The following is a 21,970-nucleotide window of genomic DNA, read 5'->3' as shown; positions in this document are numbered from 1 at the left end:
AGGTCGCTCGCGCCCGCCCGGTCCGAGACCGGGTGGGCGCGACCGTCTCAGGACTCGAAGGAGTGCTCGGCGTCCGGGAAGGCGCCCGACTCGACGTCGGCGGCATACGCCCTGGCCGCATCGAGCAGCGTGCCGCGGAGGTCGGCGTACTTCTTGACGAAGCGCGGCGCCCTGCCGCTGCGCAGGCCGGCGAAGTCGCTCCAAACGAGCACCTGGGCGTCGGTGCCGTTTCCGGCGCCGATGCCGATCGTCGGGATGGCGAGCACCTCGGTGACGCGCGACGCCACGGGTGAGGGAACCATCTCGAGCACGACGGCGAAGGCGCCCGCCTCCTGCAGGGCGCGGGCCTCGTCGACGAGGGCGTCGGCGGCGTCGCCGCGGCCCTGGACGCGGTAGCCGCCGAGCTGGTGCTCGCTCTGCGGGGTGAAGCCGACGTGCGCCATGACCGGGATGCCGGCGTCGGTGAGGGCCTTGACGAGGGGCACCATCGCGGTGCCGCCCTCGAGCTTGACGGCGTGGGCGAGCCCTTCCTTCATGAGCCGGACGGCGCTCGCGAAGCCCTGTTCGACCGAGGCACCGTAGGACCCGAAGGGCAGGTCGGCGACGACGAGGGCGCGACGGGCGGCCGACGAGACTGCGCGCACGAGCGGGACCATCTCGTCCAGCGTGACCGGCACCGTCGTCTCGTACCCGTAGACGTTGTTGCCGGCCGAGTCGCCGACGAGCAGGACCGGGATGCCGGCCTCGTCGAAGATCTGGGCGGCGTACATGTCGTATGCCGTGAGCATCGCCCAGCGGCGCCCCTCCGCCTTCATCGCCTGCAGGTGGGGGATGCGCACGCGTCGTGGTGCAGGGGCTGCCTCGCCGGATGCGGCAGTCGGCTCCTGGCCGCGGCTGCCCGAACCGTAGGGACTCTGCTCCTCGGGCGCGTCAGTGCTCATGGCCGGAGCATAACGGCGGAGCCCACGGGGTCTCGGTGACCCGGACGCAGCACCCCTGAGACCGCTGTGGCGGCTGTGGTCCGTATCTGAAGCAGAGGCATCTTGGGAAGGGTGGGGCGAATCCTCTTTACGAAGAATTTACGTTCTTTGCCCCGAACTGCCTTGTGTCACAACTTTTTTCACTTTCCGTCCTGCTAGCGGCCACATTGTCCGGCGTCTGTGTTGTCATACCGGAGGCGCCGGATGGACGGCGTCCGTGACCAGGAGGACAGATCTTGAACAAGCGCCAGTGGAGTGCTGTCTCGGGGTTGGCCGTGGGGGCGCTCGTCGTCACCGGCCTCACCGCGCCGATGCAGGCTCAGGCCACACCTGTGGCGAAGGCCCCGGTCAGCGGAGACCCCGCTGCCATCCAGGCCTCGCAGCACGACAACCTGCCCAACCCCCTCGCCGACGCCAAGACCGCGGAGCGCCAGGACGCCGTCCGCAAGCTCATCAAGGGCGAGGCGACGACGAAGACCATCGGTGGCAACCGCGTCATCGAGGTCAAGACGACCGCCAGGAACGGCAAGGCAGGCAAGTCGCGCTACATCGACTACCCGGTGACGCGCGAGGAGGACATCTTCACCATCCTCACCGACTTCGGCACGCAGACGAAGGCAGGCTTCGACGCGTCGCCCGGTCCGGTGCACAACACCATCGCGAGTCCCGACCGCAACTGGGACGGCGACAAGACCGACGACAACTCCACGTACTGGGCCAAGGACTTCAACCGCCAGCACTACCTGGACATGATGTTCGGCGACGGGGAGTCGTTCAAGGACTTCTACCTCAAGCAGTCCAACGGCCGCTTCCTCGCCAAGGGCGACGTGTCGGACTGGGTGACCGTGCCCTACAACGAGGCCCGCTACGGCAAGAACAACGACGCCGACGGCTACTGGAACTACATCCGGGACACCGCGACCGCCTGGTACAACGCGCAGAAGGCGGCCGGCAAGAGCGACGCCGACGTCAAGGCGTACCTCGCGCAGTTCGACAGGGTCGACCGCTACGACTACGACGGCGACGGCAACTTCAACGAGCCCGACGGCTACATCGACCACTTCCAGGCGATCCACGCCGGTGAGGGCGAGGAGGCCGGCGGCGGCGCCCAGGGCACCGACGCCATCTGGTCGCACCGCTGGTACGCCTTCTCCAACGGCCAGGGCAAGACCGGCCCCGAAGGCAACCTGCTCGGCGGCGTGCAGCTCGGCAACTCCGGCATGTGGATCGGCGACTACACCACCGAGCCCGAGAACGGCGGCCTCGGTGTCTTCGCCCACGAGTTCGGCCACGACCTCGGCCTGCCCGACCTCTACGACACCAACGGTGGCGACAACGGCACAGCGTTCTGGACGCTCATGAGCGGAGGGTCGTGGCTCAACCACGGCACGGACTCCATCGGCACGACGCCCGGCTACATGGGCCCGTGGGAGAAGCTGCAGCTCGGCTGGCTCGACTACAAGGTCGTGCCGTACGGCACCGACTCGACGGTCAAGCTCGGCCCGGCCGACCGCGCCAGCAACACGAACTACCAGGCGCTCGTCGTGCCGCTGCCCGAGCGCACGGTCACCACGAAGCGCAACACGCCGCACTCCGGCGCGGCCGAGTGGTGGAGCGGCTTCGGTGACAACCTCAGCTCGACGCTGACCCGCACCATCGACCTGACCTCTGCCACCACGTCGGCCTCGGTCGACGCGTGGGTCCAGGGCAACCTCGAGAAGGGCTACGACTTCCTCTACGGCGAGGTGTCCACCGACAACGGCGCCACCTGGAAGGACGCAGGGGCCCCGATCGACGGCGCCTTCGCCTGGACCCAGAAGAGCTGGGACCTGTCGGCCTACAAGGGTCAGAGCGTCCAGTTCCGCCTGCGCGTCGCCACCGACGGTGGTGTCGCGAGCGAGGCCTTCGTCGACGACATCTCGGTGAGCGTCGACGGTGTCGCCGGCACGGTGGACGACGTCGAGTCGGGCACCGGCGCCTGGACGGCCAAGGGCTTCTCCGTGAGCAGCGGCACCACGTCCAAGCAGGTCCAGGACGTGTACTACGCCGAGAACCGCGTCTACAGCGGCTACGACGCGACGCTGAGGACCGGCCCGTACAACTTCGGTTTCAGCAACACGCGTCCCGACTGGGTCGAGCGGTTCCCGTACCAGAACGGCATGCTCGTGTGGTTCGCCAACGGTGAGTACTCCGACAACAACACCAAGGACCACCCGGGTGGTGGCGAGGTCCTGCCGGTCGACGCACGTCCGGCACCGGTCACCTTCCAGGACGGCGTCCGCCTCGGCAACCGTCGGCAGCCGTGGGACGCCACCTTCGGCCAGGAGGCCACCGACGCGGTGACCTTCCACCGCAACGGCACGGCTCTCGCCGTCCCGTCGCAGCCGGCGATCGCGACGTTCGACGACCGCGACCCGAACCGCTACTGGTCGTCGGCCAACCCGTGGGCATCCACCAAGGTGGCCGGCTCGGGCACGACCATGACGGTCAGGAAGACCGTCGACGGCGGCAACGAGCTGCAGGTGCAGGTCAAGTTCCGGTGACCTCAGGGTCATGACCGCGAGGGCCCACGGGACTTTCCCGGGGGCCCTTTGCGTCCGCCGGCGTCACCCCTCACCCACGTCGCCGGCGCTCCGGACAGGGCGGGCGGGCGGCACAGGGCAGCAGGGGCGTCCACAAACCGTGTCACGTCACATGCCCGAAACAGCGATGCGGCAGGATCGACACATGAACCGTCAGGAAGAGTTCGTGCTGCGCACGATCGAAGAGCGCGACATCCGCTTCGTCCGTCTCTGGTTCACCGACGTGCTCGGCACCCTCAAGTCGGTGGCCGTGGCGCCGGCCGAGCTCGAAGGTGCGTTCGCCGAGGGCATCGGCTTCGACGGTTCGGCCATCGAGGGCTTCGCCCGGGTCTTCGAGGCCGACATGCTCGCCAAGCCCGACCCGTCGACCTTCCAGATCCTGCCGTGGCGCGGCGACCCGCCCGGCACGGCCCGCATGTTCTGCGACCTGCAGCTTCCCGACGGCACGCCCAGCTTCGCCGACCCGAGGCACGTGCTGCAGCGCGCGCTCGGCAGGGCCGCCGACCTCGGCTTCACGTTCTACACGCACCCCGAGATCGAGTTCTTCCTCCTCGAGCAGGGCCGCGGACCCGACGGACGCCCGGTCCCCGTCGACGACGCCGGCTACTTCGACCACGTGCCGCACGGCACCGGGCACGACTTCCGCCGCGCCGCGATCACGATGCTCGAGAACATGGGCATCTCGGTCGAGTTCAGCCACCACGAGGGCGCCCCCGGCCAGAACGAGATCGACCTGCGCTACGCCGACGCCCTGAGCACGGCCGACAACATCATGACCTTCCGCACGGTGGTCAAGGAGGTGGCTCTGACCCAGGGCATCTACGCGACCTTCATGCCCAAGCCGTTCTCCGAGCACCCCGGCTCGGGCATGCATACCCACCTGTCGCTCTTCGAGGGCGACTCCAACGCGTTCTACGAGGCCGGTGCTCCCTACCAGCTGAGCAAGGTCGGTCGGCAGTTCATCGCCGGGCTGCTGCGCCACGGCGCCGAGATCGCGGCGGTGACCAACCAGTGGGTCAACTCCTACAAGCGCCTCTGGGGCGGGGGAGAGGCGCCCGCGCACCTGACCTGGGGCCACAACAACCGCTCGGCCCTGGTCCGGGTGCCCATGCACAAGCCGAACAAGGGCCAGTCGACGCGTGTCGAGGTGCGGTCCCTCGACGCCGCCTGCAACCCCTACCTCGCCTTCGCCGTCATGCTCGGTGCCGGTCTCAAGGGCATCGAGGAGGGCTACGACCTGCCGCCCGAGACCGAGGACGACGTGTGGAGCCTCACCGACGCCGAGCGTCGAGCCATGGGCATCAAGCCGCTGCCCGCCTCGCTCGGCCGCGCGCTCGAGGTGATGGAGGAGAGCGAGCTCGTCGCCGACGTGCTCGGTGAGCACGTGTTCGACTTCTTCCTGCGCAACAAGCGGCAGGAGTGGCTCGACTACCGTCACGAGGTCAGCCAGTTCGAGCTGACCCGTTACCTGCCGAGGCTGTGACGCGCCCGACTCCGATGTCCTCACGCACCAGCACCACCGAGGGAACCCTCGCCCGGCTCGGGTTCGCCGACCCCAAGCGCGCCGCGAGCCTGCTTGACGACCGCGCCCTGCTGCCGCTGCGCGCCGCCTTCCCCGAAGGCAGGCTCGACGACCTCGTCGCCGTGGTGGGTGACACCGCAGACCCCGACCAGGGGCTGCTCGGCCTCGTCAGGGTTGCGGAGTCCCTTGCGGCACAAGGAGACCCGCCCGGCTGGGGGATCTCGGCGTTCGCCCGCGAGCTCGCCACGGAGGGAGTGGGCCGCACCCGCGTGCTCGGTGTGCTCGGTGCCTCCACAGCCCTCGTCGACGAGCTGGTGCGCCACCCGGAGCACTGGGTCGACACCGTCAACGCGCAGCGTCGGCCCGGTGAGCAGGTGCGCACCGACCTCGTGCACGCGGTGACCGGGGGTCGGGGCGAGCGCTCGCCCCTCGACGCCCTGCGCATCGCCTACCGCAGGGGACTGCTGCACATCGCGGCGCTCGACGTCACGGCCGCCGACCCGCTGGCCGACATGCCGGCCGTGGGCGAGGCGCTGGCCGAGCTCGCCGAGGCTGCGCTCGACGCCGCCCTGGCCATCGCCCGTGAGGAGTACGGCGACGGGCACGAGGCCTGCAGGCTCGCCATCATCGGCATGGGCAAGACCGGCGGCGGCGAGCTGAACTACGTCAGCGACGTCGACGTCATCTTCGTCGCCGAGCCGGCCGAGGGCGTCGACGAGGAGACCGCGCTGCAGGTCGGCACCGCACTGGCCACGGCCACCATGCGGGCCTGTTCCGCCCCCACACCGGAGGGCACCCTCTGGCCCGTCGACGCTGCCCTTCGCCCCGAGGGCAAGCAGGGGCCCCTCGTGCGGACCATCAGCAGCCACAAGGCGTACTACGAGCGCTGGGCCAAGACGTGGGAGTTCCAGGCCCTCCTCAAGGCGTGGGTCTCGGCGGGCGACAAGGAGATCGGCCTTCGCTACAAGGCGGAGATCTCACCCATGGTCTGGGAGGCGGCCGGCCGCGACCACTTCGTCGAGGACGTGCAGGCGATGCGCCGCCGCGTGGAGAAGCACGTGCCGGCCAACGAGGCGCAGCGCCAGCTCAAGCTCGGCCCCGGCGGGCTGCGCGACGTCGAGTTCAGCGTCCAGCTGCTGCAGCTCGTCCACGGACGCACCGACCCCAGCCTCCGCTCGGCCACGACCCTCGAGGCCCTGGCGGCCCTGGCCCGCGGCGGCTACGTGGGTCGCGACGACGCGGCCACGCTCGACCGGGCCTACCGTCACCTGCGCTGCCTCGAGCACCGCATCCAGCTCCACCGGCTTCGCCGCACCCACCTCATGCCCGTCGCCGAGTCCGACCTGCGCCGGCTCGGGCGGGCCATGGGTCATCGAACCCACCCCGAGAGCGCGGTCGTCGCCGACCGGCAGGCGTCGGCGCGCGAGGTGCGGCGGCTGCACGAGCGGCTCTTCTACCGACCCCTGCTGGCCGCAGCCGCCAAGCTGAGCCCGACCGAGGCCCGCCTGAGCCCCGAGGCCGCGAAGCAGCGGCTGCTCGCGCTCGGCTTCCGCGACCCCGCCGGCGCCCTGCGCCACATCGAGGCGCTGACGACCGGTGTGAGCCGGCGCGCGGCGATCCAGCGCACCCTGCTGCCGGTCATGCTCGGCTGGTTCGCCGACGAGGCCGACCCCGACGCCGGCCTCCTGTCGTTCCGCCGCGTCTCCGACGAGCTGGGAACGACCCACTGGTACCTCAAGATGCTCCGCGACGAGGGGCGCGCGGCCGACCGCCTGGCGCACTGCCTCGCCCGCAGCCGGTATGCCGCCGACCTGCTGGTGCGGTCGCCCGAGAGCGTGTCGATCCTCGGCGACGACAACGGACTCACACCGCGGTCGCGCGAGGCGATCGCCTCGACCATGCAGTCGGCGGCCGGGCGCCGCGAGTCCGCGGCCGACGCAGCCGCCGCGGTGCGGGCCATCCGTCGACACGAGCTGCTCCGCATCGTCATGGGAGACCTGGTCGGCGTCGTCGACCTGCCCGGGGTGGGGGCCGCGCTGAGCGACCTCACCGCGGCCACGATCGAGGTGGCGTTGGACGTCGCGACCCGCGAGGTCGAACGCCGGGAGGGTGAGCCGATCGGTGGCGACATCCTCGTCGTCGGGATGGGGAGCCTGGGCGGTCGAGAGCTGGGCTACGCCTCCGACGCCGACGTCATGTTCGTCCACCAGCCGCATCCCGGCTCGGAGGAGAAGGACGTCCAGGCCCGGGCCACGCTCGTGGTCCAGGAGCTGCGCAAGCTCCTCTCGGGCTCCGGGCCCGACCCCGCACTGGGGCTCGACCCGGACCTGCGGCCCGAGGGCAAGGCCGGGCCGCTCGTGCGCAGCATCGACTCGTTCCGCACCTACTACGAGCGCTGGGCGCTGACCTGGGAGTTCCAGGCGTTGCTGCGCGCCACGCCGATCGCCGGCCCCCAGTCGATCGCCGATGCCTTCCTGGAGCTCATCGACCCGCTCCGCTGGCCCGAGGGGGGCATCGACGCGAGCCAGGTGCGGGACATCCGCACCATGAAGGCCCGTGTCGAGAGCGAGCGGCTGCCGCGGGGGGCCGACCCCCGCACCCACCTCAAGCTGGGCCGGGGCGGTCTGAGCGACGTCGAGTGGGTCGTCCAGCTGCACCAGCTCCAGCACGCGAACGCGCACCCCGCGCTGCGTGTCGCCGGCACGATGGCCGGCCTGTCGGCGCTGGCCTCAGAGGGGCTGGTGTCCGCCGAGGACGTCAAGGCTCTTCGGGAGGCCTGGCGCCTCGGTTCGCTCATGCGCAACGCCGGCGTCCTCTGGCGGGGCAGGCCGATCGACAGCGTGCCGTCCGACGTACGCGACCTCGACGGGATCGGTCGGATCATGGGCCGGCAGGCGGGCGAAGGGGCCGCCCTGGCGGAGCTGTGGCGACGCGTGGCACGGCGCTCCCGCCACGCCGCTGATTTCAACTTTTACGACTCCCCGCCTGGGGGTAGCGTCGTCCCGTGAGCTCGAGTCAGGGGACCGGCAGCGTCGTGCCGACGTACGCGGACGTCCTCCGCGTCCCCCGGTTCCTGCCGATCTTCCTCGCGAACGCCCTGTCGATGTGGGGCGACTACATCGCGCGCATCACCATCGCCGCGGTGGTGTTCGAACGCACCGAGTCCCCGCTCGCCACGGCCACGACCCTCGCCGTCAGCCTCGTGCCGACCTTCTTCGGACGCAGCCTCATCGGGCCGGTGGTCGACCGTTTCCCCTACAAGTGGGTGCTCATCTGGTCGCACCTGCTGCGCGCCACCTGCGTGCTCGGGTTGATGTGGCTCGTCATGCAGGGCTCTGCGCTCTGGGTGATGTTCCTCGTCCTCTTCGCCCTCGAGCTCATCGGGGGCGCCTCGTCGGCGTCGAACATGGTGCTGGTCACCGACCTCTTCGACGACCGGCACCTCTATGCCAGGGCCGTCGGGCTCGGGGCCATGTCCGAGCAGTTCAACCAGGCCATCGGGCTGGCCGTGGGGGGTGCCCTGGTCGCCCTGCTCGGTCCCGAGACCGGCCTGCTCTTCGACCTCGTCACCTTCGTCGTGGCCGCGCTCGTCATCCTCTTCGTCGCGCAGCTCAGGCCCGTGTCGGGCGAGCGCGGTCGCGGGCTTCGCGGCTTCGCACGCGACCTGTCGACCGCGGCCGCCGACCTGGCCCGGCACCCCGTGCTAGCCCGCCTCGTCACGCTGAGCGCGGTGGCCTGCCTGGGCATCGCGGCCCCCGAGGCGCTGGCCATCCCGATCGCCGGCCAGAACGGCTGGGGCGGGGTGCTGATGGCCGCCCCGATCATCGGCGCCGTCGTCGGCATCGTGCTGATCGGCCGGTGGGACGTGCATCAGCAGAACCGGTCGATCGTGCCCCTGGCGCTCGCGATGCCCCTGCCGCTGCTCATCACGGCCCTGCACCCCCCGATCTGGGTGGTGGCCGCCCTGTTCTTCGGGTCGGGCATGCTCCAGGCGTTCATGGTCCCGTTGCAGGCGACCTTCGCGCTGGTCACCGAGCCTGACCTGCGAGGCCGCATCTTCAGCCTGGCCGGCTCCGTCTCCATCGCCGCAGCCGGCGCCTCCTACCTAGCGGCCGGCTGGGTCGGCCAGCACACCAACGCCTACCTCGGCGTCACGATCTGCGCCGCGGTGTGCCTGGCCCTCGTCGCCCTGCTCGCCGCGACCTGGCCCCACCGGCGGGTGCGCACCGCAGTCGACCGGGCCTACGCACCGACGACCTCCCACGCGGCCTGAGCCACCCGGGAGGTCGCCGGGAGCCGGGCGTGTCCGACCCGGGCTCGGGTGCTGGAGGTCAGCGGGGCATGCCGTTGGCGGAGAGCAACGCGCGCCACGTCGCCGGCCACGTGATCCCTGTGACGGGCAGGCGGTGGGCGCTCTGCCATGACTTGAGGCGAGCCGTCGTGGTCGAGCCGAAGTTGCCGGTGGGCGAGACGCCCAAGGCCTTCTGCAGCGTCGTGACAGCCGTCCCGGACATGCCCGGACGCAGCACCATGCCCGAGCGGGGCACCAGCTCCTTGAGCAGGGCGCCGGCGCCGGCGGGGGCCTTCACCACGGGGTAGCTCGGGCAGCGGTCCGGGTTGGGGGCCGACCAGCCGACGGCCCAGTTGAGGTCGGGGAGGCGGCAGGGGCCCCAGTCGACGGGGGCCACCTGCTTGGTCCAGAAGGAGGTGCGACCGGTCGCGCCCTCCCACGAGAGGCTGACGTGGATGTGGTTGCGGTGACAGGCCGTGTCGTACGAGGAGGCGGGCGTGGTCGCACAGGTGCTGTAGGGGCGCCAGCCCTCAAAGGTCCGGTAGGAGCTCCACATCTTGTCGTTCCAGATGATGTACATGATGCCGAGGCGGCGGGCGTTGGCGTACGGGTTGCCGGCCTTGTCCTTGGCCAGGAGCCAGGTGATCAGCGCGTTCGCCTCGGCACGCTCGGCCGTGTTGCGCATGTTGAAGAAGGAGTCGACGGCACGACCGTCGGAGTGCTCCGACGGTGACGTCGCCGAGGTGCAGCTGCGGGAGAGCCCGTACGTCGCCCCGTACGTGGCCTGCAGGAGCTGGGCGAGCTTGAGGGTGCCGGGCCTGCTGCGCGCGTCGCAGCTGGTGGGCGGCACGTAGGCCGAGAGGTCCTCGAGGGCGGTCGGCAGGCCCGTCGGGGTGGCCGGCACCGGCGGCGGGGGAGTACCTCCGGCGGTTGCGGCCGGCGCGGTCGTCCAGCCCAGCACGAGCGCAGCGACAGCCGGGAGCAGCAGGCCGACGACGCCGCGCCGGGATCGGTGTCGGGACATGGCGGTGTGGTTCATGACGGTCTCCGAGACAGGGTTGTCGAGATCCACCCGGACGCGAGGCAGGGTGGCGGGGCGCGAGGGGTGTGGTGTTGTGATCCCGGGCGCGTGGAGAGGAGGCCGTCGGGGCCGGCGAACGCGGGTTGCGCCATTCAAACCCCATATGTCCGGTTACTGCACAGTTATCGGCGAAACGGTGGGACCGACACGCCGCGACTTCTGGCGCGGCGCGTGCCGTCAGGTGGTCCTGAGGCGCCGTATGCCGTCAGGCGGGCCCGCTCACGCGCCGTCGGTTGCGCAGGTCTACCGCGCTCGCAGCGAGCGCTGCAGTGACCAGCGCGGCGCAGACCTTGAGCGCGCCGCCGGCATCGAGCTCACCTGTTCCCGCTGCCCCGGCGTAGAAGACGGCCCCGACGAGGGCGATGCCCATCGCTGTGCCGATGCGTTGGCCGGTCTGGAGCAGACCCCCCGCGGTCCCGGCTCTTTCGACCGGAACCCCGTCGACGGACAGGGTGATGTTGGGGGAGATGACCAAGCCGCTGCCGATGCCGGCCACGAGCAGCGGCGCCAGCAGCCGCCACCCGAGGTCCGGACCGTCTCCCGCGGCGACCGTGATCGCGACGGCGACGACGCCGATGAGCACGACGACGAGACCAACGGTGACGAGCAGGCGCCCGTAGCGGCTCACGAGGCGCCCACCCAGGGCGGACGTGACGGCGGAGCCGAGCGCGAACGGCGTGACGGTCAGGCCCGCGAGCAGCGGCGAGTAGTGCAGCTGCTGCTGCACGTGGATCGTCAGCACGAAGAAGATCCCCGTGAAGCCGCCGAAGTAGATCGTGCCGACGGTCGCTCCGGACGGGTATCCCCGCACGGTGAAGAGCGAGAGGTCGACGAGCGGCTCGCGGCCCTCGTTGGTGTAGCGACGCTCCCACGCCAGGAACGCCCCCACGAGGACGACGCCGACCAGGCCCACCCACCACGGCACCGTCGAGCCGCCTCGCCCCGACTCCACGACCGGTAGCAGGATGCCGAGCACGCCTGCGCCGAGCAGCAGCACGCCGACCGGGTCGACGTCGATGCGTCGGCCCCGGACCCGAGCCGGCGGGTCGGGTAGCCAACGCATCGCGAGCACGACCGCGGCGGCTGCGACGGGCAGGTTGACGAAGAAGATCCACCGCCACCCCGACTGGGCCCCCAGGGCGGCGAGCAGGAGACCACCGACGACCGGGCCGACCGCCGTCGAGATCCCGATGGTCGCGCCGAGCAGACCGAAGGCCCGGCCGCGCTCCGCGCCGCGGAACAGCTGTTGGATCAGGCCCGAGACCTGCGGGTTGAGGATGCCGCCTGCCGCGCCCTGCACCAGCCGCGCCACGACGAGCAGCTCCGCGCTCGGTGCCAGCCCGCAGGCCAGGCTCGACAGGCCGAAGAGCACCACCCCGACGACGAAGACCGTGCGCCGGCCGACGGCGTCGCCGATGCGGCCCGACGGAACGAGGGTGAGGCCGAACGCGAGCGCGTAGCCGGACACCACCCACTGCAGGTCGCTCGGCGTGGCCTCGACCCCGCTCTGGATCGAGGGGAGTGCGACGTTGACGATGCTCACGTCGAGCAGCGTCATGAAGCCCGCGACGAGGCAGACCCACAAGGCCTTCCAGCGTCTGGGGTCGGGCGCGTCGTCGGGTGTCGGCCCTGCTGACGGCTCGCTCGTCACGAGCCGAGGATCCCGTTCGTCGCGTCGTCCCGGCGACCTCCGAAGAAGTGCTCGAGCACGCGGGCGAACGGCTCGGCCTCCTGCTCGCCGTCGGAAGCCCGCTCGAAGAGCGTCATCGACGAGCGCAGCTTCCTCGCGTCGATGCCGCCGAGGACCTCGACCGGATCGGTCGCCCCCAGGGCGTCCAGCGCGGCGGCGCACTCGCGCAGGCGAGGCCCGAGCACCGGGTGACGCAGGTAGGCACGCGCCTCAGAAAGGCCCGACACGGCATACGCCCTCGCCATGTCGCTGCGACCCAGCCCGGCGACCTGAGGCAGCACGAACCACATCCAGTGGCCGCGCTTGCTGCCCTCACGCAGCTCGGCCAGGGCGGAAGCGTAGGCGCCGCCGCGGTCCTGGGCCCGGATGAAGCGCTCGAGGTCGTAGGGGTCGTCGTCCATACCTACCGTCCTACCCGACGCCGAAGGGCGGCCCACCGTGGTGGACCGCCCTTCGGAATAGTGCTTGGCGCGGAGCGAGGTCAGAGGTCGAAGTACATCTCGAACTCGTGAGGGTGCGGGCGGAAGCGGATCGGGTCGACCTCGTTCTTGCGCTTGTACTCGATCCAGGCCTCGATGAGGTCGGCCGTGAACACGTCGCCCTCGAGGAGGTAGTCGTGGTCGGCCTCGAGCGCGGCGAGGACCTCGGGCAGCGAGCCGGGGACCTGCTCGATGGCCGCGTGCTCCTCGGGCGGCAGCTCGTAGAGGTCCTTGTCGACCGGCTCCGGCGGCTCGATGCGGTTCTTGATGCCGTCGAGACCGGCCATCAGCTGGGCGGCGAAGCACAGGTACGGGTTGGCCGACGGGTCGGGCACGCGGAACTCGATGCGCTTGGCCTTCGGCGACGTGCCCGTGATCGGGATGCGGACGCACGCCGAACGGTTGCGGGCCGAGTAGACCAGGTTGACCGGGGCCTCGTAGCCGGGGACCAGGCGGTGGTAGGAGTTCACCGTCGGGTTCGTGAACGCGAGGAGCGACGGGGCGTGCTTGAGCAGGCCGCCGATGTACCAGCGCGCGATGTCCGACAGGCCGCCGTAGCCGCGCTCGTCGTAGAAGAGCGGCTCGCCGTCCTTCCAGAGGGACTGGTGCGTGTGCATGCCCGACCCGTTGTCGCCGAAGAGCGGCTTCGGCATGAACGTCGCGGTGTGGCCCTGCGCCCAGGCGGAGTTCTTGACGACGTACTTGAACTTCATGAGGTCGTCGCCCGAGTGCAGCAGGGTGTTGAAGCGGTAGTTGATCTCCATCTGGCCCGCGGTGCCGACCTCGTGGTGGCTGCGCTCGACGTTGAGACCGACCTCCTTGAGCTCGAGGCAGATCTTGTCGCGGAAGTCGGCGAAGTGGTCGACGGGGGAGACGGGGAAGTAGCCGCCCTTGTAGCGGGTCTTGTAGCCCCGGTTGCCGCCCTCCTCCTCGCGACCGGTGTTCCACGCGGCCTCGATGGAGTCGAGGTAGTAGTACGACGCGTTCGCCTTCGTCTCGAAGCGCACGTCGTCGAAGACGTAGAACTCGGCCTCGGCGCCGAAGTACGCGGTGTCGGCGATGCCCGTCGACTTGAGGTACTCCTCGGCCTTGCTCGCGATGTTGCGGGGGTCGCGGCTGTAGCGCTCGTCGGTGAAGGGGTCGAGGATCGAGAAGTTCATGACCAGCGTCTTCTCGGCGCGGTACGGGTCGATGAACGCGGTGGCGGGGTCCGGGACGAGCTTCATGTCGGACTCGTGGATCGCCTGGAAACCGCGGATCGAGGACCCGTCGAACATCTGACCAACGGTGAAGAAGTCCTCGTCGACCGACTCAGCCGGCACGTTGAAGTGCTGCATGACACCGGGCAGATCACAGAACCGAATGTCGACGAACTTGACGTCCTCGTCCTTGATGTACTTGAGGACCTCGTCAGCTGAGCTGAACATCCAACCTCCTGATGTGGGGCGAGGTCGTCACGCGCCTCCCGGGCACTCGTGAGCGCGGCAGGAATCGAGCGACGGCCTCGTGCTGTCGTCGATGACACTATCGACTCGCGATTTCTCGTCCATGACCCCGATGTTTCGCGGGTGTTACGGATGGACAGGCCCGGGCAAAGCGCACGAGTCGCATCTCGTTAGGCTGGGGCCGTGGTGGACCGCAAGGACTTCGGCTCCTGGCTCCAGGGCCCGAGAGCGCGCACGAGCACCGACGGACAGTACCGGGGCCGCGACCTCGGGCTCCCCGAGAAGGGACCGGGCTCGGTCGCCGGCTTCGGCATCCGCCTCGTCGGGGTGCTCCTCGACTGGGGGATAGCCTCCGTCATCGCGCGGGGCCTGTTCGCCGTGCCCCTGCCGTTCTCGCAGCCGCCGGCGACCGGCGGCCAGAACTTCGTGGTACTCGGCGTCTTCGCCGTCATGCACCTGCTGCTCGTCGGCACGCTCGGCTACACCATCGGTCACCGCATCGTCGGGCTGCAGGTGCGGTCGCTGGCGTCGGGCCGGGTCATGCCGGTGCAGGCCGTCGTCCGCACCATCCTGCTGGCGATCTTCATCCCCGCGGTCGTCTGGGACCGTGACGGGCGCGGGCTGCACGACAAGGTGCCCGGCACCGTCGTCGTCCGCACCCGCTGAACGCTCGACGACAGATGGTCCAGCTCGTCCCGTGACAGCGAAAGAGCAGTCCGCCCACGAGGGACGAACTGCTCTTTCGATCGGGGGTCACTTGCCGCGCAGTGCCTTGCGGTCCATGCGGGCACGCGTCGGGTCGACGCCCGGCGGCAGGGGAGCGCGCAGGCCACCGAGCGCCTTGAGGCGCTTGTTGACCATGGCCATCTCGTCCTTGGTGATCTGCGGCTTGAGGCGCTGGACCTTGCTCGCGAGCTTGGGCAGCGGCACCTCGTTCTCGCCGTTGCCGACCCGGAGGGTCGTGACGGGCACTCCGGGGGCCACGCGTTCGACGCGCTTCTTCTCCGCGGCGAGCAGCTTCTGCACCCGGGACGTCGGGCCCTCGCCGACGAGGACGACGCCGGGGCGGCCGAGGGCGCGGTAGACCATGGCGGCCGAGCTGATGTCGCCTGCCCGCGCGACGTCGGCGGCGACGGGCTCGCGGTCGGTGTACCACCCGCGCCGGATCGAGGTGAGCGCGGCGCCGGCAGCGCCGGTCTGGCCCTCGATCTGGCCGTACGCGGCTCGCTCGGCGCGCCGGCTCATGATGATCGTCGCGGCGAGGATGCCGAAGAGCACGCCGAAGCCGCCGAAGATCCACGGCAGCTTCACGAGGAAACCGACCCCCAGCAGTACGCCGAGGGTGACGAGGAACGCCAGGAGCATGTACCAGCCGATGAGCGGGTCAGCCTGCCTCGAGATCCGGTAGACGTCGCGGATCTGGGACAGCCGTCCCTGCTTCTTCTCCAGGGGTGCGCTCGACGCGTCCCCGTCCTTGTTGCGTGCCATGGTGCTCAGGATACGGCGCTCTGCGCGCGGGCCACCAACGACGCCGCCTCCTGGCGCGCAGGGGCCTCGGCGGCCTCGGCGAGGTGCGAGAGGTGGGCCGGGATCTCGCGGCCCCACTTGCGCATCGCGGTCGCCCAGAGACGGCCCGCCCGGTAGGACGAACGCACGAGCGGGCCGGCCATGACGCCCTTGAAACCCATCTCCTCGGCGACCTCGGACCAGTGCACGAACTCCTCGGGCTTGACCCACCGGTCGATGGGGTGGTGCAGCTTCGAGGGCCGGAGGTACTGGGTGATCGTGAGGATGTCGCAGCCGGCGTCGTGGAGGTCGCGGATGGCCTCCTCGATCTCGGTGTCGGTCTCGCCCATGCCGAGGATCAGGTTGGACTTCGTGACGAGCTGCGCCTCGCGCGCCATCGTCAGCACCGTGAGCGACTTCTCGTAGGTGAAGGCGGGGCGGATGCGCTTGAAGATGCGCGGCACCGTCTCGAGGTTGTGCGCGAACACCTCGGGGCGGGCGTCGAACACCTTGCCGACGAGCTCCGGCCTGGCGCCGAAGTCGGGCGGCAGGATCTCGACGCCGGTGTTCGGGTTGAGCAGATGGATCTGGCGGATCGTCTCGGCGTAGAGCCCGGCGGCGCCGTCGGGCTGGTCGTCTCGCGCGACTCCGGTCACGGTCGAGTAGCGCAGCCCCATCCGGGCGACGGACTCGGCGACCCGGCGCGGTTCGTCGAGGTCGAGGGAGGTCGGGCGCCCCGTCGCGATGTCGCAGAAGTCGCAGCGTCTGGTGCAGACGTCACCACCGATGAGGAAGGTGGCCTCCTTGTCCTCCCAGCACTCGAAGATGTTGGGGCAGCCTGCCTCCTGGCACACCGTGTGCAGTCCCTCGGACTTCACCATCGAGTGGAGCGCGGTGTACTCGGGGCCCATCTTCGCCGTGGTGCGGATCCACGAGGGCTTGCGCTCGATGGGGGTCTCGGCATTGCGCGCCTCGACGCGCAGCAGACGACGGCCGTCGGGAACGACAGACACACGAACTCCTAGGTCGGGTTTTGCTGCTTCGCACAGGTTACGCCTGATCGACAACGCTCCCGACCACCCCCGTATGCCATGACGCCGGGTCAGCCGCCGCCGCGTGCACGCACCTCGGTGAGGCGCGCCGACAGGAACGCCTGCTCTGCCTCGTTGTCCGCGAGGGCGAGGGCCTCCCCGTACGCGATGGCTGCCTCGTGCCACGACCCGAGCCGCCGCAACAGGTCGCCCCGGGTGGCGCTGAGGTAGGGGTAGGTCGCCACCGTCGGGTCGTCGAGGAGCGGCTCGAGCGCGCCGAGCCCGGCCTCGGGGCCGTCGCGGAACCCGAGCGCCGCGGCGCGGCCGAGCGCCACGACGGGGGAGGGCCACAGGCCGACGAGCACGTCGTAGAGACCGACGACCTCGGCCCAGTCCGTCTGCTCCCACGTGGGCGCCTCGGCGTGGACGGCCGCGATCGCCGCCTCGACCGTGAAGCGGTCGGGTGGTCCCTGCGCGAGGGCCTCGCCGAGCAGCAGCCGGTGCAGCATCCGGCCCATCCGGATCGCGACGTCCACGAGATCCTGCCGAACGAGGTCGCTGCCGCTCGGCGCCGTGTGTCCTGTCGTGAACACGAGGTGCAGGACGTCGGTCACGGGACCGTGCCGCACCGGCAGCTCGGAGGGAGGGGGACCCGATAGGGGATTGCGCGCCGTCGCGATCTTCTTCTTCGCGCGGGTGATGCGCGCCGCCATCGTCGACTCCTGCACGAGGAAGGCGCGTGCGACGTCGGCGGTCGACAGGCCGCACACGAGCCGCAGGGTGAGCGCGACCTGGGCCTCTGGCGCGAGTGCCGGGTGGCAGCAGGTGAAGACGAGCCGCAGCCGGTCGTCGGGCACCGTGCGCTCGCCCACGGCATACGGCTCGGGGTCGTGCTCGTCGACGACGAGCATCGGGAGCAGGCGCCGCCCGTGCGCCTCGCGGCGCACGACGTCGCGGGCGCGGTTGACTGCGACGGTGGTCAGCCAGCCCCCGGGCCGTTTCGGGACGTCATCGCGGCCGGCTCAACCGTGGTCGACGATCGGACGCACCTCGACGGCCCCGTGCTGCTCGCGCAGCTCGGGCAGCATCCTCGCGAGGGTGACGGCGGCGTCGAGATCGGGCACGTCGAGGACGTAGAAACCACCGAGCGCCTCCTTCGTCTCCATGAACGGCCCGTCGGTGACGATCGGCGTGCCGTTGCCTGACGCGCGCAGGGTCGTGGCGGTCGTCGACGACTCGAGCTCCTGCCCGCTCAGGCGCCCCGTGCCGGCTGCGCGGGAGAAGGCGATGTGGCCGGCCTCCTTGGCCTGCAGCTGGTCAGGCGTCTGGGCGTCCCACTCCTGCTCGCTGCCGTAGATGAGGACGAGGTACTTGGCCATGTCGGTCTCTCCTTGGTTCGTGTCCGCCGGGCTGTCCGGCTACCCCTACGACGAACGGTTCGCGCGCACATCGACAGGTCGCGCGGGGCGATCAGCCCTTCGGTCTGCCCGTCAGGCGACGTCGCGGCGGCGGAAGGTCAGCACGCCCACGGCGGTGAGCCCGACCCCGAGCACCAGCAGGAAGACCCAGGAATGGGTGTAGGACAGCGGCTGCGAGGCGAACGTGCACGTGCTCGCGTCGCACGTCTCGGCGAAGTACGTCGTCCCCTTGCCCAGGAAGGCCTCGACGTTGGTGCTGACGGTCCACGGCCGGAGCCGGCCCTGCAGGAAGGCCTGCGCCGCGATGAGCTCGACGCCGATGGCATACGCGAGGAGCACCCCGACGACGCCTGCCGTGTAGCGCAGCACCAGAGCGAGCGCGGCGCCGCAGACCGCGGCGAGGACCCCGAGCGCCACGACGCGCAGGAGCAGCTGGGGGACCGAGTCGGTCACGGCGTCGGGCTCGGGAAGGACCAGCTCCTCACCGGGCCGGTTGACCACCGCTACCATGCGGGCACCCAGGTTGGTGAGCAGCCCGAAGGTGACGGCGAGGCCTGCCCCGCCGAGCGCGACCGCGGCGAGCTTCGTGACCGCGACCTTGACGCGCTGTGGCTGGAAGGTGAGCCAGCTGCCCATCGACCCGGTCGTGAACTCGGCCCCGACGGCGCTGGCGCCGAGCACGAAGGCGAGGAAGGCGACGAGGTAGGCGGCGGAGGTGGCGATGCCGGCGGTGATCACGTCGGCCACCGGCGGCACGAGGCCGAACTGCTCCAGGGTCGGTTCGGTGGGGCCGGTGATCGCGTCGCACCCGAAGTCGATGGACTGGTCACCGGAGCGTTCCCGCTCGGCTGCCTGGTCCTGCCGGCACTGGGCCAGCATCTGTGGCAGCTGCTCCTTGAACTCGGCCTGCTGGCGCTTCGTGTCGGCCACGAGGGCCTTGTAGTCGTCGAGCTGCTGGGCGAGGCGCTCAGGCGTGCTCGAGCTGTAGGCGTTGTAGACGGCCGCGCCCGTGAAGAGCACGAGCGCGACGACGGCCACCCTCGTGAGGCGCCGCCACCAGAGACGGCGCAGCTCGACACCGACCAGACCGGCGAACGAGGTGCCGAACGGCCGCCGCTCGGTGCGCGGTCGGGGATCCGACGGCGCCAGGGTCTCGCTCATGCCGCACCCCCTGCCCGGACCCCGCCTGCGGTCCGGTCGGAGTCGCTGCCGAGCCCCTGGTCCGCGGTCAGGGCCAGGAACGCCGACTCGAGGTCGGGGCGGACCGGCACGAGCTCGCTGACGTAGAGGCCGTGACCGGCGAGTGACCGTGTGATCGCGGACGGGTCCTCGGCCCCGACGAGCAGCTGCTGCCCCTCGCGGGTCAGCGTGAAGCCGTCCGCCTGGAGGATCTGCGCGGCCCGCTCGGGTGAGGCCACGCCGACGCGCACTCGTGCCTGTGCCTGCCCACCGAGGATGTCGCGCACGTGCCCCTCGGCGAGGAGCGTGCCGTTGCCGATGATCGAGACGGTGTCGGCGACCTGCTCGACCTCGGCCAGGATGTGTGAGCTGACCAGGACCGTCTTACCCTGTGCGCCAAGCGATCTCATGGTGTCGCGGACCTCGCGGATGCCCGCCGGGTCGAGCCCGTTCGTCGGCTCGTCGAAGATGAGCAGGTCGGGTTCCTTGAGCAGGGTCGCCGCGATCGCAAGACGCTGCTTCATGCCGAGGGAGAACCCGGCATACCTGTCACGGCCACGGTCACCCAGGTGGGTTGCCTCGAGCACCTCGTCGACGCGGTGCCGCGGGCTGCCGATGGCGCCCGCCAGGAGGCCGAGGTTCTGCCGGGCCGTGAAGGCGGGGAAGAACTTCGGCGACTCCACGATGGCGCCGACCCGGTCGATGACATGGGGCAGCCGCCGGGGGACCGGCTCGCCGAAGACCTCCGCCGTGCCCGAGTCGGCCCGCACCAGGCCGAGGAGCATCCGGATGGTCGTCGTCTTGCCCGACCCGTTGGGCCCCAGGAAGCCGTGCACCCCACCGAGCGGAACCGCCATCGACAGTCCCGTGACGGCGACCCGCCGCGAGCCGCGGGACAGGTACGTCTTGCGTAGGTTGACGGTGCGGACGGCGGCGTCCATCGATCCCCCTGGTTCGACCGGTTGGTGGTCGACACCCTAGGGGGTCGGTCAGGTCAGTGCGCGGCGGTTGGGCTGCAGCGTGGGCAGGATGTCGGCGAGGTGCTTCTCGACGTGGGGGAGCACCTCGGTCACCGGGACGTCACGGCCGAGCTCGAACGACAGCGACGTGACGCCCGCGCCCACGATGCCGCACGGGATGATGACGTCGCCCCACGAGAGGTCGGGGTTGCAGTTGAAGGCGAAGCCGTGCATCGCCACCTGCCGGCTGACGCGGATGCCGATGGCCCCGATCTTGCGGCGCGGCCCACGCTCGTCGGCGGCGATCCACGTGCCGCTCTCGCCCGAGACGCGTCCGGCCTCGACCCCGAAGTCGGCGCACACGCGGATCATCATCTCCTCGAGGTGGCGCACGTAGCCGACGACGTCGATGGGCGCCGGGAGACGAACGATGGGGTAGCCGGTGATCTGCCCGGGCCCGTGCCAGGTGATCTTGCCGCCGCGGTCGACGTCGATGACGGGGGTGCCGTCGTTGGGGCGTTCCTGGGGCTCCGTGCGCTTGCCCGCCGTGTAGACGGCTCGGTGCTCGAGCAGGTAGACGGTGTCGGGCTCCTCGCCGGCGACGACCTTCGCGTGCGTGTCGCGCTGCACCTGCCAGGCCTCTTCGTAGTCGACGAAGTCGGGGTCGAGGCCGAGGTGCACGAGACGCATGCGGTCAGGGTACGCCGAGCGGCATACGATGCCGGAATGCCCTCTGCCGAAGCCGTCCCGTCCACCTCCCTGCGCGTCGGGCTCGTCGGGTACGGCTCGGCCGGCCGAGGCATCCACGCGCCCCTCATCGAGCGCGCCGGGCTGACCGTCGCGGCGGTGTCGACCTCCGACGCGACGCGCGCCGACCAGGTACGGGCCGACCTGCCCGATGCCGAGGTGGTGCCCGACCTGGAGACGCTGCTCGGTGTCGACGGGATCGACCTCGTCGTGCTCGCATCGCCCAGCGGGGTGCACGCCGAGCAGGCCGAGCGGGTCATCGACGCGGGGCTGCCGCTGGTCGTCGACAAGCCGCTCGCGGTCGACGCGAGCCGAGCTCTCGACGTCGTCGACCAGGCCGCCCACCGCGGCGTGCCGCTGACTGTCTTCAACAACAGGCGCTTCGACCCCGAGCTGGCCGCGTTGCGTGCCGTCCGCGACGGCGAGCTCGTAGGAGAGATCTGGCGCGCCGAATACCGTTGGGACCGTTGGCGGCCCGTGCCCAGGCAGCGTTGGCGCGAGACGGTCGGCCCGGCCGAGGGCGGTGGGTTGCTGCTCGACCTCCACAGCCACCTCATCGACCAGGCCGTGCTGCTCCACGGCGAGGTGGAGTCGGTGTTCGCCGAGCTCGACTCCCGCACCGTGACGGCCGAGGACGACACCTTCCTCGCCTGCCGTCACACGTCCGGTGTCGTGAGCCACGTCATCGCGAGCTCGGTCAACGGCGCCCCCGGTCCGCGGGCCCGCGTCAACGGCTCCGCCGGGGCCTACGTCATCGGCAAGCAGTTCGACGACGTCAGCTCGTTCACGGAGTTCGCCAACCAGGGCGACGCCGTCGGCTGGATCGTGCGCGGCGACGAGCGTGAGCCCGGTCCGGTCGTGACGGACGCCGACCAGGCGGACTTCTACCGCGCCGTCGCGGCGGCCCTGACCAGCAGGGACCCCCAGGCCACGATGCCCGTCGACCCGCGTGACGCCGTGCACGTGCTCGCCGTCATCGACGCAGCCCGGATCAGCGCGCGGGACCGGCGCGTGGTCGACGTCGTCACGCCCGGGCAGACCCCCTGAGCGAGCCTGTGGA

General features: G+C 70.8%; 18 protein-coding genes. 6 read left to right on the top strand and 12 right to left on the bottom strand.

Going from position 1 to position 21,970, the window contains the following annotated elements; genetic code table 11:
- Positions 1 to 47 precede the first annotated feature (47 nt).
- Complete coding sequence (gene panB, locus ACFQ2V_RS07250) at positions 48 to 941, bottom strand: 3-methyl-2-oxobutanoate hydroxymethyltransferase (protein WP_386051986.1); 894 nt, start codon at positions 939 to 941, stop codon at positions 48 to 50.
- Positions 942 to 1,216: 275 nt separating this feature from the next.
- Here panB and ACFQ2V_RS07245 point away from each other — a divergent pair, with 275 nt between their 5' ends.
- The 4 genes from ACFQ2V_RS07245 to ACFQ2V_RS07230 all read left to right on the top strand — a co-directional run bounded on the left by ACFQ2V_RS07245 (position 1,217) and on the right by ACFQ2V_RS07230 (position 9,357).
- Positions 1,217 to 3,523 carry an immune inhibitor A domain-containing protein gene (locus ACFQ2V_RS07245; RefSeq protein WP_386051985.1) on the top strand — a complete coding sequence of 769 codons (2,307 nt, stop codon included), beginning with the start codon at positions 1,217 to 1,219 and terminating at the stop codon, positions 3,521 to 3,523.
- 184 nt (positions 3,524 to 3,707) lie between these two features.
- A complete protein-coding gene (glnA, locus tag ACFQ2V_RS07240; RefSeq protein WP_386051984.1) occupies positions 3,708 to 5,045 on the top strand; it encodes a type I glutamate--ammonia ligase in 1,338 nt (445 codons plus the stop codon).
- A gap of 14 nt (positions 5,046 to 5,059) precedes the next feature.
- Positions 5,060 to 8,092, top strand: a complete 3,033-nt coding sequence (locus ACFQ2V_RS07235; protein WP_386051983.1) for a bifunctional [glutamine synthetase] adenylyltransferase/[glutamine synthetase]-adenylyl-L-tyrosine phosphorylase — start codon at positions 5,060 to 5,062, stop codon at positions 8,090 to 8,092.
- Entirely contained in the window at positions 8,089 to 9,357 is a 1,269-nt protein-coding gene (locus ACFQ2V_RS07230) for an MFS transporter (RefSeq protein WP_386051982.1), read from the top strand. The genes ACFQ2V_RS07235 and ACFQ2V_RS07230 overlap by 4 nt, the downstream gene beginning before the upstream one ends.
- Positions 9,358 to 9,415: 58 nt before the next feature.
- Here the strand turns inward: ACFQ2V_RS07230 and ACFQ2V_RS07225 are convergent, their stop codons facing one another.
- From ACFQ2V_RS07225 to glnA (ACFQ2V_RS07210), 4 genes are all read right to left on the bottom strand, one after another.
- On the bottom strand, positions 9,416 to 10,414 hold the full coding sequence (locus tag ACFQ2V_RS07225) for a peptidoglycan-binding domain-containing protein (RefSeq protein WP_386051981.1): 999 nt from the start codon (positions 10,412 to 10,414) through the stop codon (positions 9,416 to 9,418).
- Between the two features lie 247 nt (positions 10,415 to 10,661).
- Positions 10,662 to 12,107 carry an MFS transporter gene (locus ACFQ2V_RS07220; RefSeq protein WP_386051980.1) on the bottom strand — a complete coding sequence of 482 codons (1,446 nt, stop codon included), beginning with the start codon at positions 12,105 to 12,107 and terminating at the stop codon, positions 10,662 to 10,664.
- On the bottom strand, positions 12,104 to 12,547 hold the full coding sequence (locus ACFQ2V_RS07215) for a DUF1810 domain-containing protein (RefSeq protein WP_386051979.1): 444 nt from the start codon (positions 12,545 to 12,547) through the stop codon (positions 12,104 to 12,106). The genes ACFQ2V_RS07220 and ACFQ2V_RS07215 overlap by 4 nt, the downstream gene beginning before the upstream one ends.
- An 80-nt stretch (positions 12,548 to 12,627) precedes the next feature.
- On the bottom strand, positions 12,628 to 14,052 hold the full coding sequence (glnA, locus tag ACFQ2V_RS07210) for a type I glutamate--ammonia ligase (RefSeq protein WP_386051978.1): 1,425 nt from the start codon (positions 14,050 to 14,052) through the stop codon (positions 12,628 to 12,630).
- 201 nt (positions 14,053 to 14,253) lie between these two features.
- On the opposite strand from glnA (ACFQ2V_RS07210), the gene ACFQ2V_RS07205 reads away from it, so the two are divergent.
- Positions 14,254 to 14,736 (top strand): RDD family protein, encoded by a 483-nt coding sequence (locus ACFQ2V_RS07205; RefSeq protein ID WP_386051977.1) that lies wholly within the window; start codon positions 14,254 to 14,256, stop codon positions 14,734 to 14,736.
- Positions 14,737 to 14,823: 87 nt separating this feature from the next.
- On the opposite strand, the gene ACFQ2V_RS07200 is transcribed toward ACFQ2V_RS07205, so the two are convergent.
- The 7 genes from ACFQ2V_RS07200 to lipB form a co-directional block, all read right to left on the bottom strand.
- Positions 14,824 to 15,558 (bottom strand): DUF4191 domain-containing protein, encoded by a 735-nt coding sequence (locus ACFQ2V_RS07200; RefSeq protein ID WP_386051976.1) that lies wholly within the window; start codon positions 15,556 to 15,558, stop codon positions 14,824 to 14,826.
- A gap of 5 nt (positions 15,559 to 15,563) precedes the next feature.
- Positions 15,564 to 16,589 (bottom strand): lipoyl synthase, encoded by a 1,026-nt coding sequence (gene lipA, locus ACFQ2V_RS07195; protein WP_386051975.1) that lies wholly within the window; start codon positions 16,587 to 16,589, stop codon positions 15,564 to 15,566.
- A gap of 89 nt (positions 16,590 to 16,678) precedes the next feature.
- Positions 16,679 to 17,554 carry an RNA polymerase sigma factor gene (locus tag ACFQ2V_RS07190; protein ID WP_386051974.1) on the bottom strand — a complete coding sequence of 292 codons (876 nt, stop codon included), beginning with the start codon at positions 17,552 to 17,554 and terminating at the stop codon, positions 16,679 to 16,681.
- Between the two features lie 75 nt (positions 17,555 to 17,629).
- On the bottom strand, positions 17,630 to 17,986 hold the full coding sequence (locus tag ACFQ2V_RS07185; RefSeq protein ID WP_386051973.1) for a YciI family protein: 357 nt from the start codon (positions 17,984 to 17,986) through the stop codon (positions 17,630 to 17,632).
- Between the two features lie 111 nt (positions 17,987 to 18,097).
- Entirely contained in the window at positions 18,098 to 19,186 is a 1,089-nt protein-coding gene (locus tag ACFQ2V_RS07180; protein ID WP_386051972.1) for an ABC transporter permease subunit, read from the bottom strand.
- A complete protein-coding gene (locus tag ACFQ2V_RS07175; RefSeq protein ID WP_386051971.1) occupies positions 19,183 to 20,145 on the bottom strand; it encodes an ABC transporter ATP-binding protein in 963 nt (320 codons plus the stop codon). The genes ACFQ2V_RS07180 and ACFQ2V_RS07175 overlap by 4 nt, the downstream gene beginning before the upstream one ends.
- 48 nt (positions 20,146 to 20,193) lie before the next feature.
- On the bottom strand, positions 20,194 to 20,853 hold the full coding sequence (gene lipB, locus ACFQ2V_RS07170; protein WP_386051970.1) for a lipoyl(octanoyl) transferase LipB: 660 nt from the start codon (positions 20,851 to 20,853) through the stop codon (positions 20,194 to 20,196).
- A 36-nt stretch (positions 20,854 to 20,889) separates the two neighbouring features.
- Here lipB and ACFQ2V_RS07165 point away from each other — a divergent pair, with 36 nt between their 5' ends.
- Positions 20,890 to 21,957: a Gfo/Idh/MocA family protein gene (locus tag ACFQ2V_RS07165; protein ID WP_386051969.1), complete on the top strand. Its 1,068-nt coding sequence runs from the start codon at positions 20,890 to 20,892 to the stop codon at positions 21,955 to 21,957.
- Positions 21,958 to 21,970 lie beyond the last annotated feature (13 nt).

Source organism: Terrabacter terrigena, from assembly GCF_042676085.1.
Taxonomy (GTDB): Bacteria; Actinomycetota; Actinomycetes; order Actinomycetales; family Dermatophilaceae; genus Terrabacter; species Terrabacter terrigena.
The sequence above is the reverse complement of the archived record's forward strand: the minus strand, read 5'-3'. Positions and strand labels throughout refer to the sequence as shown.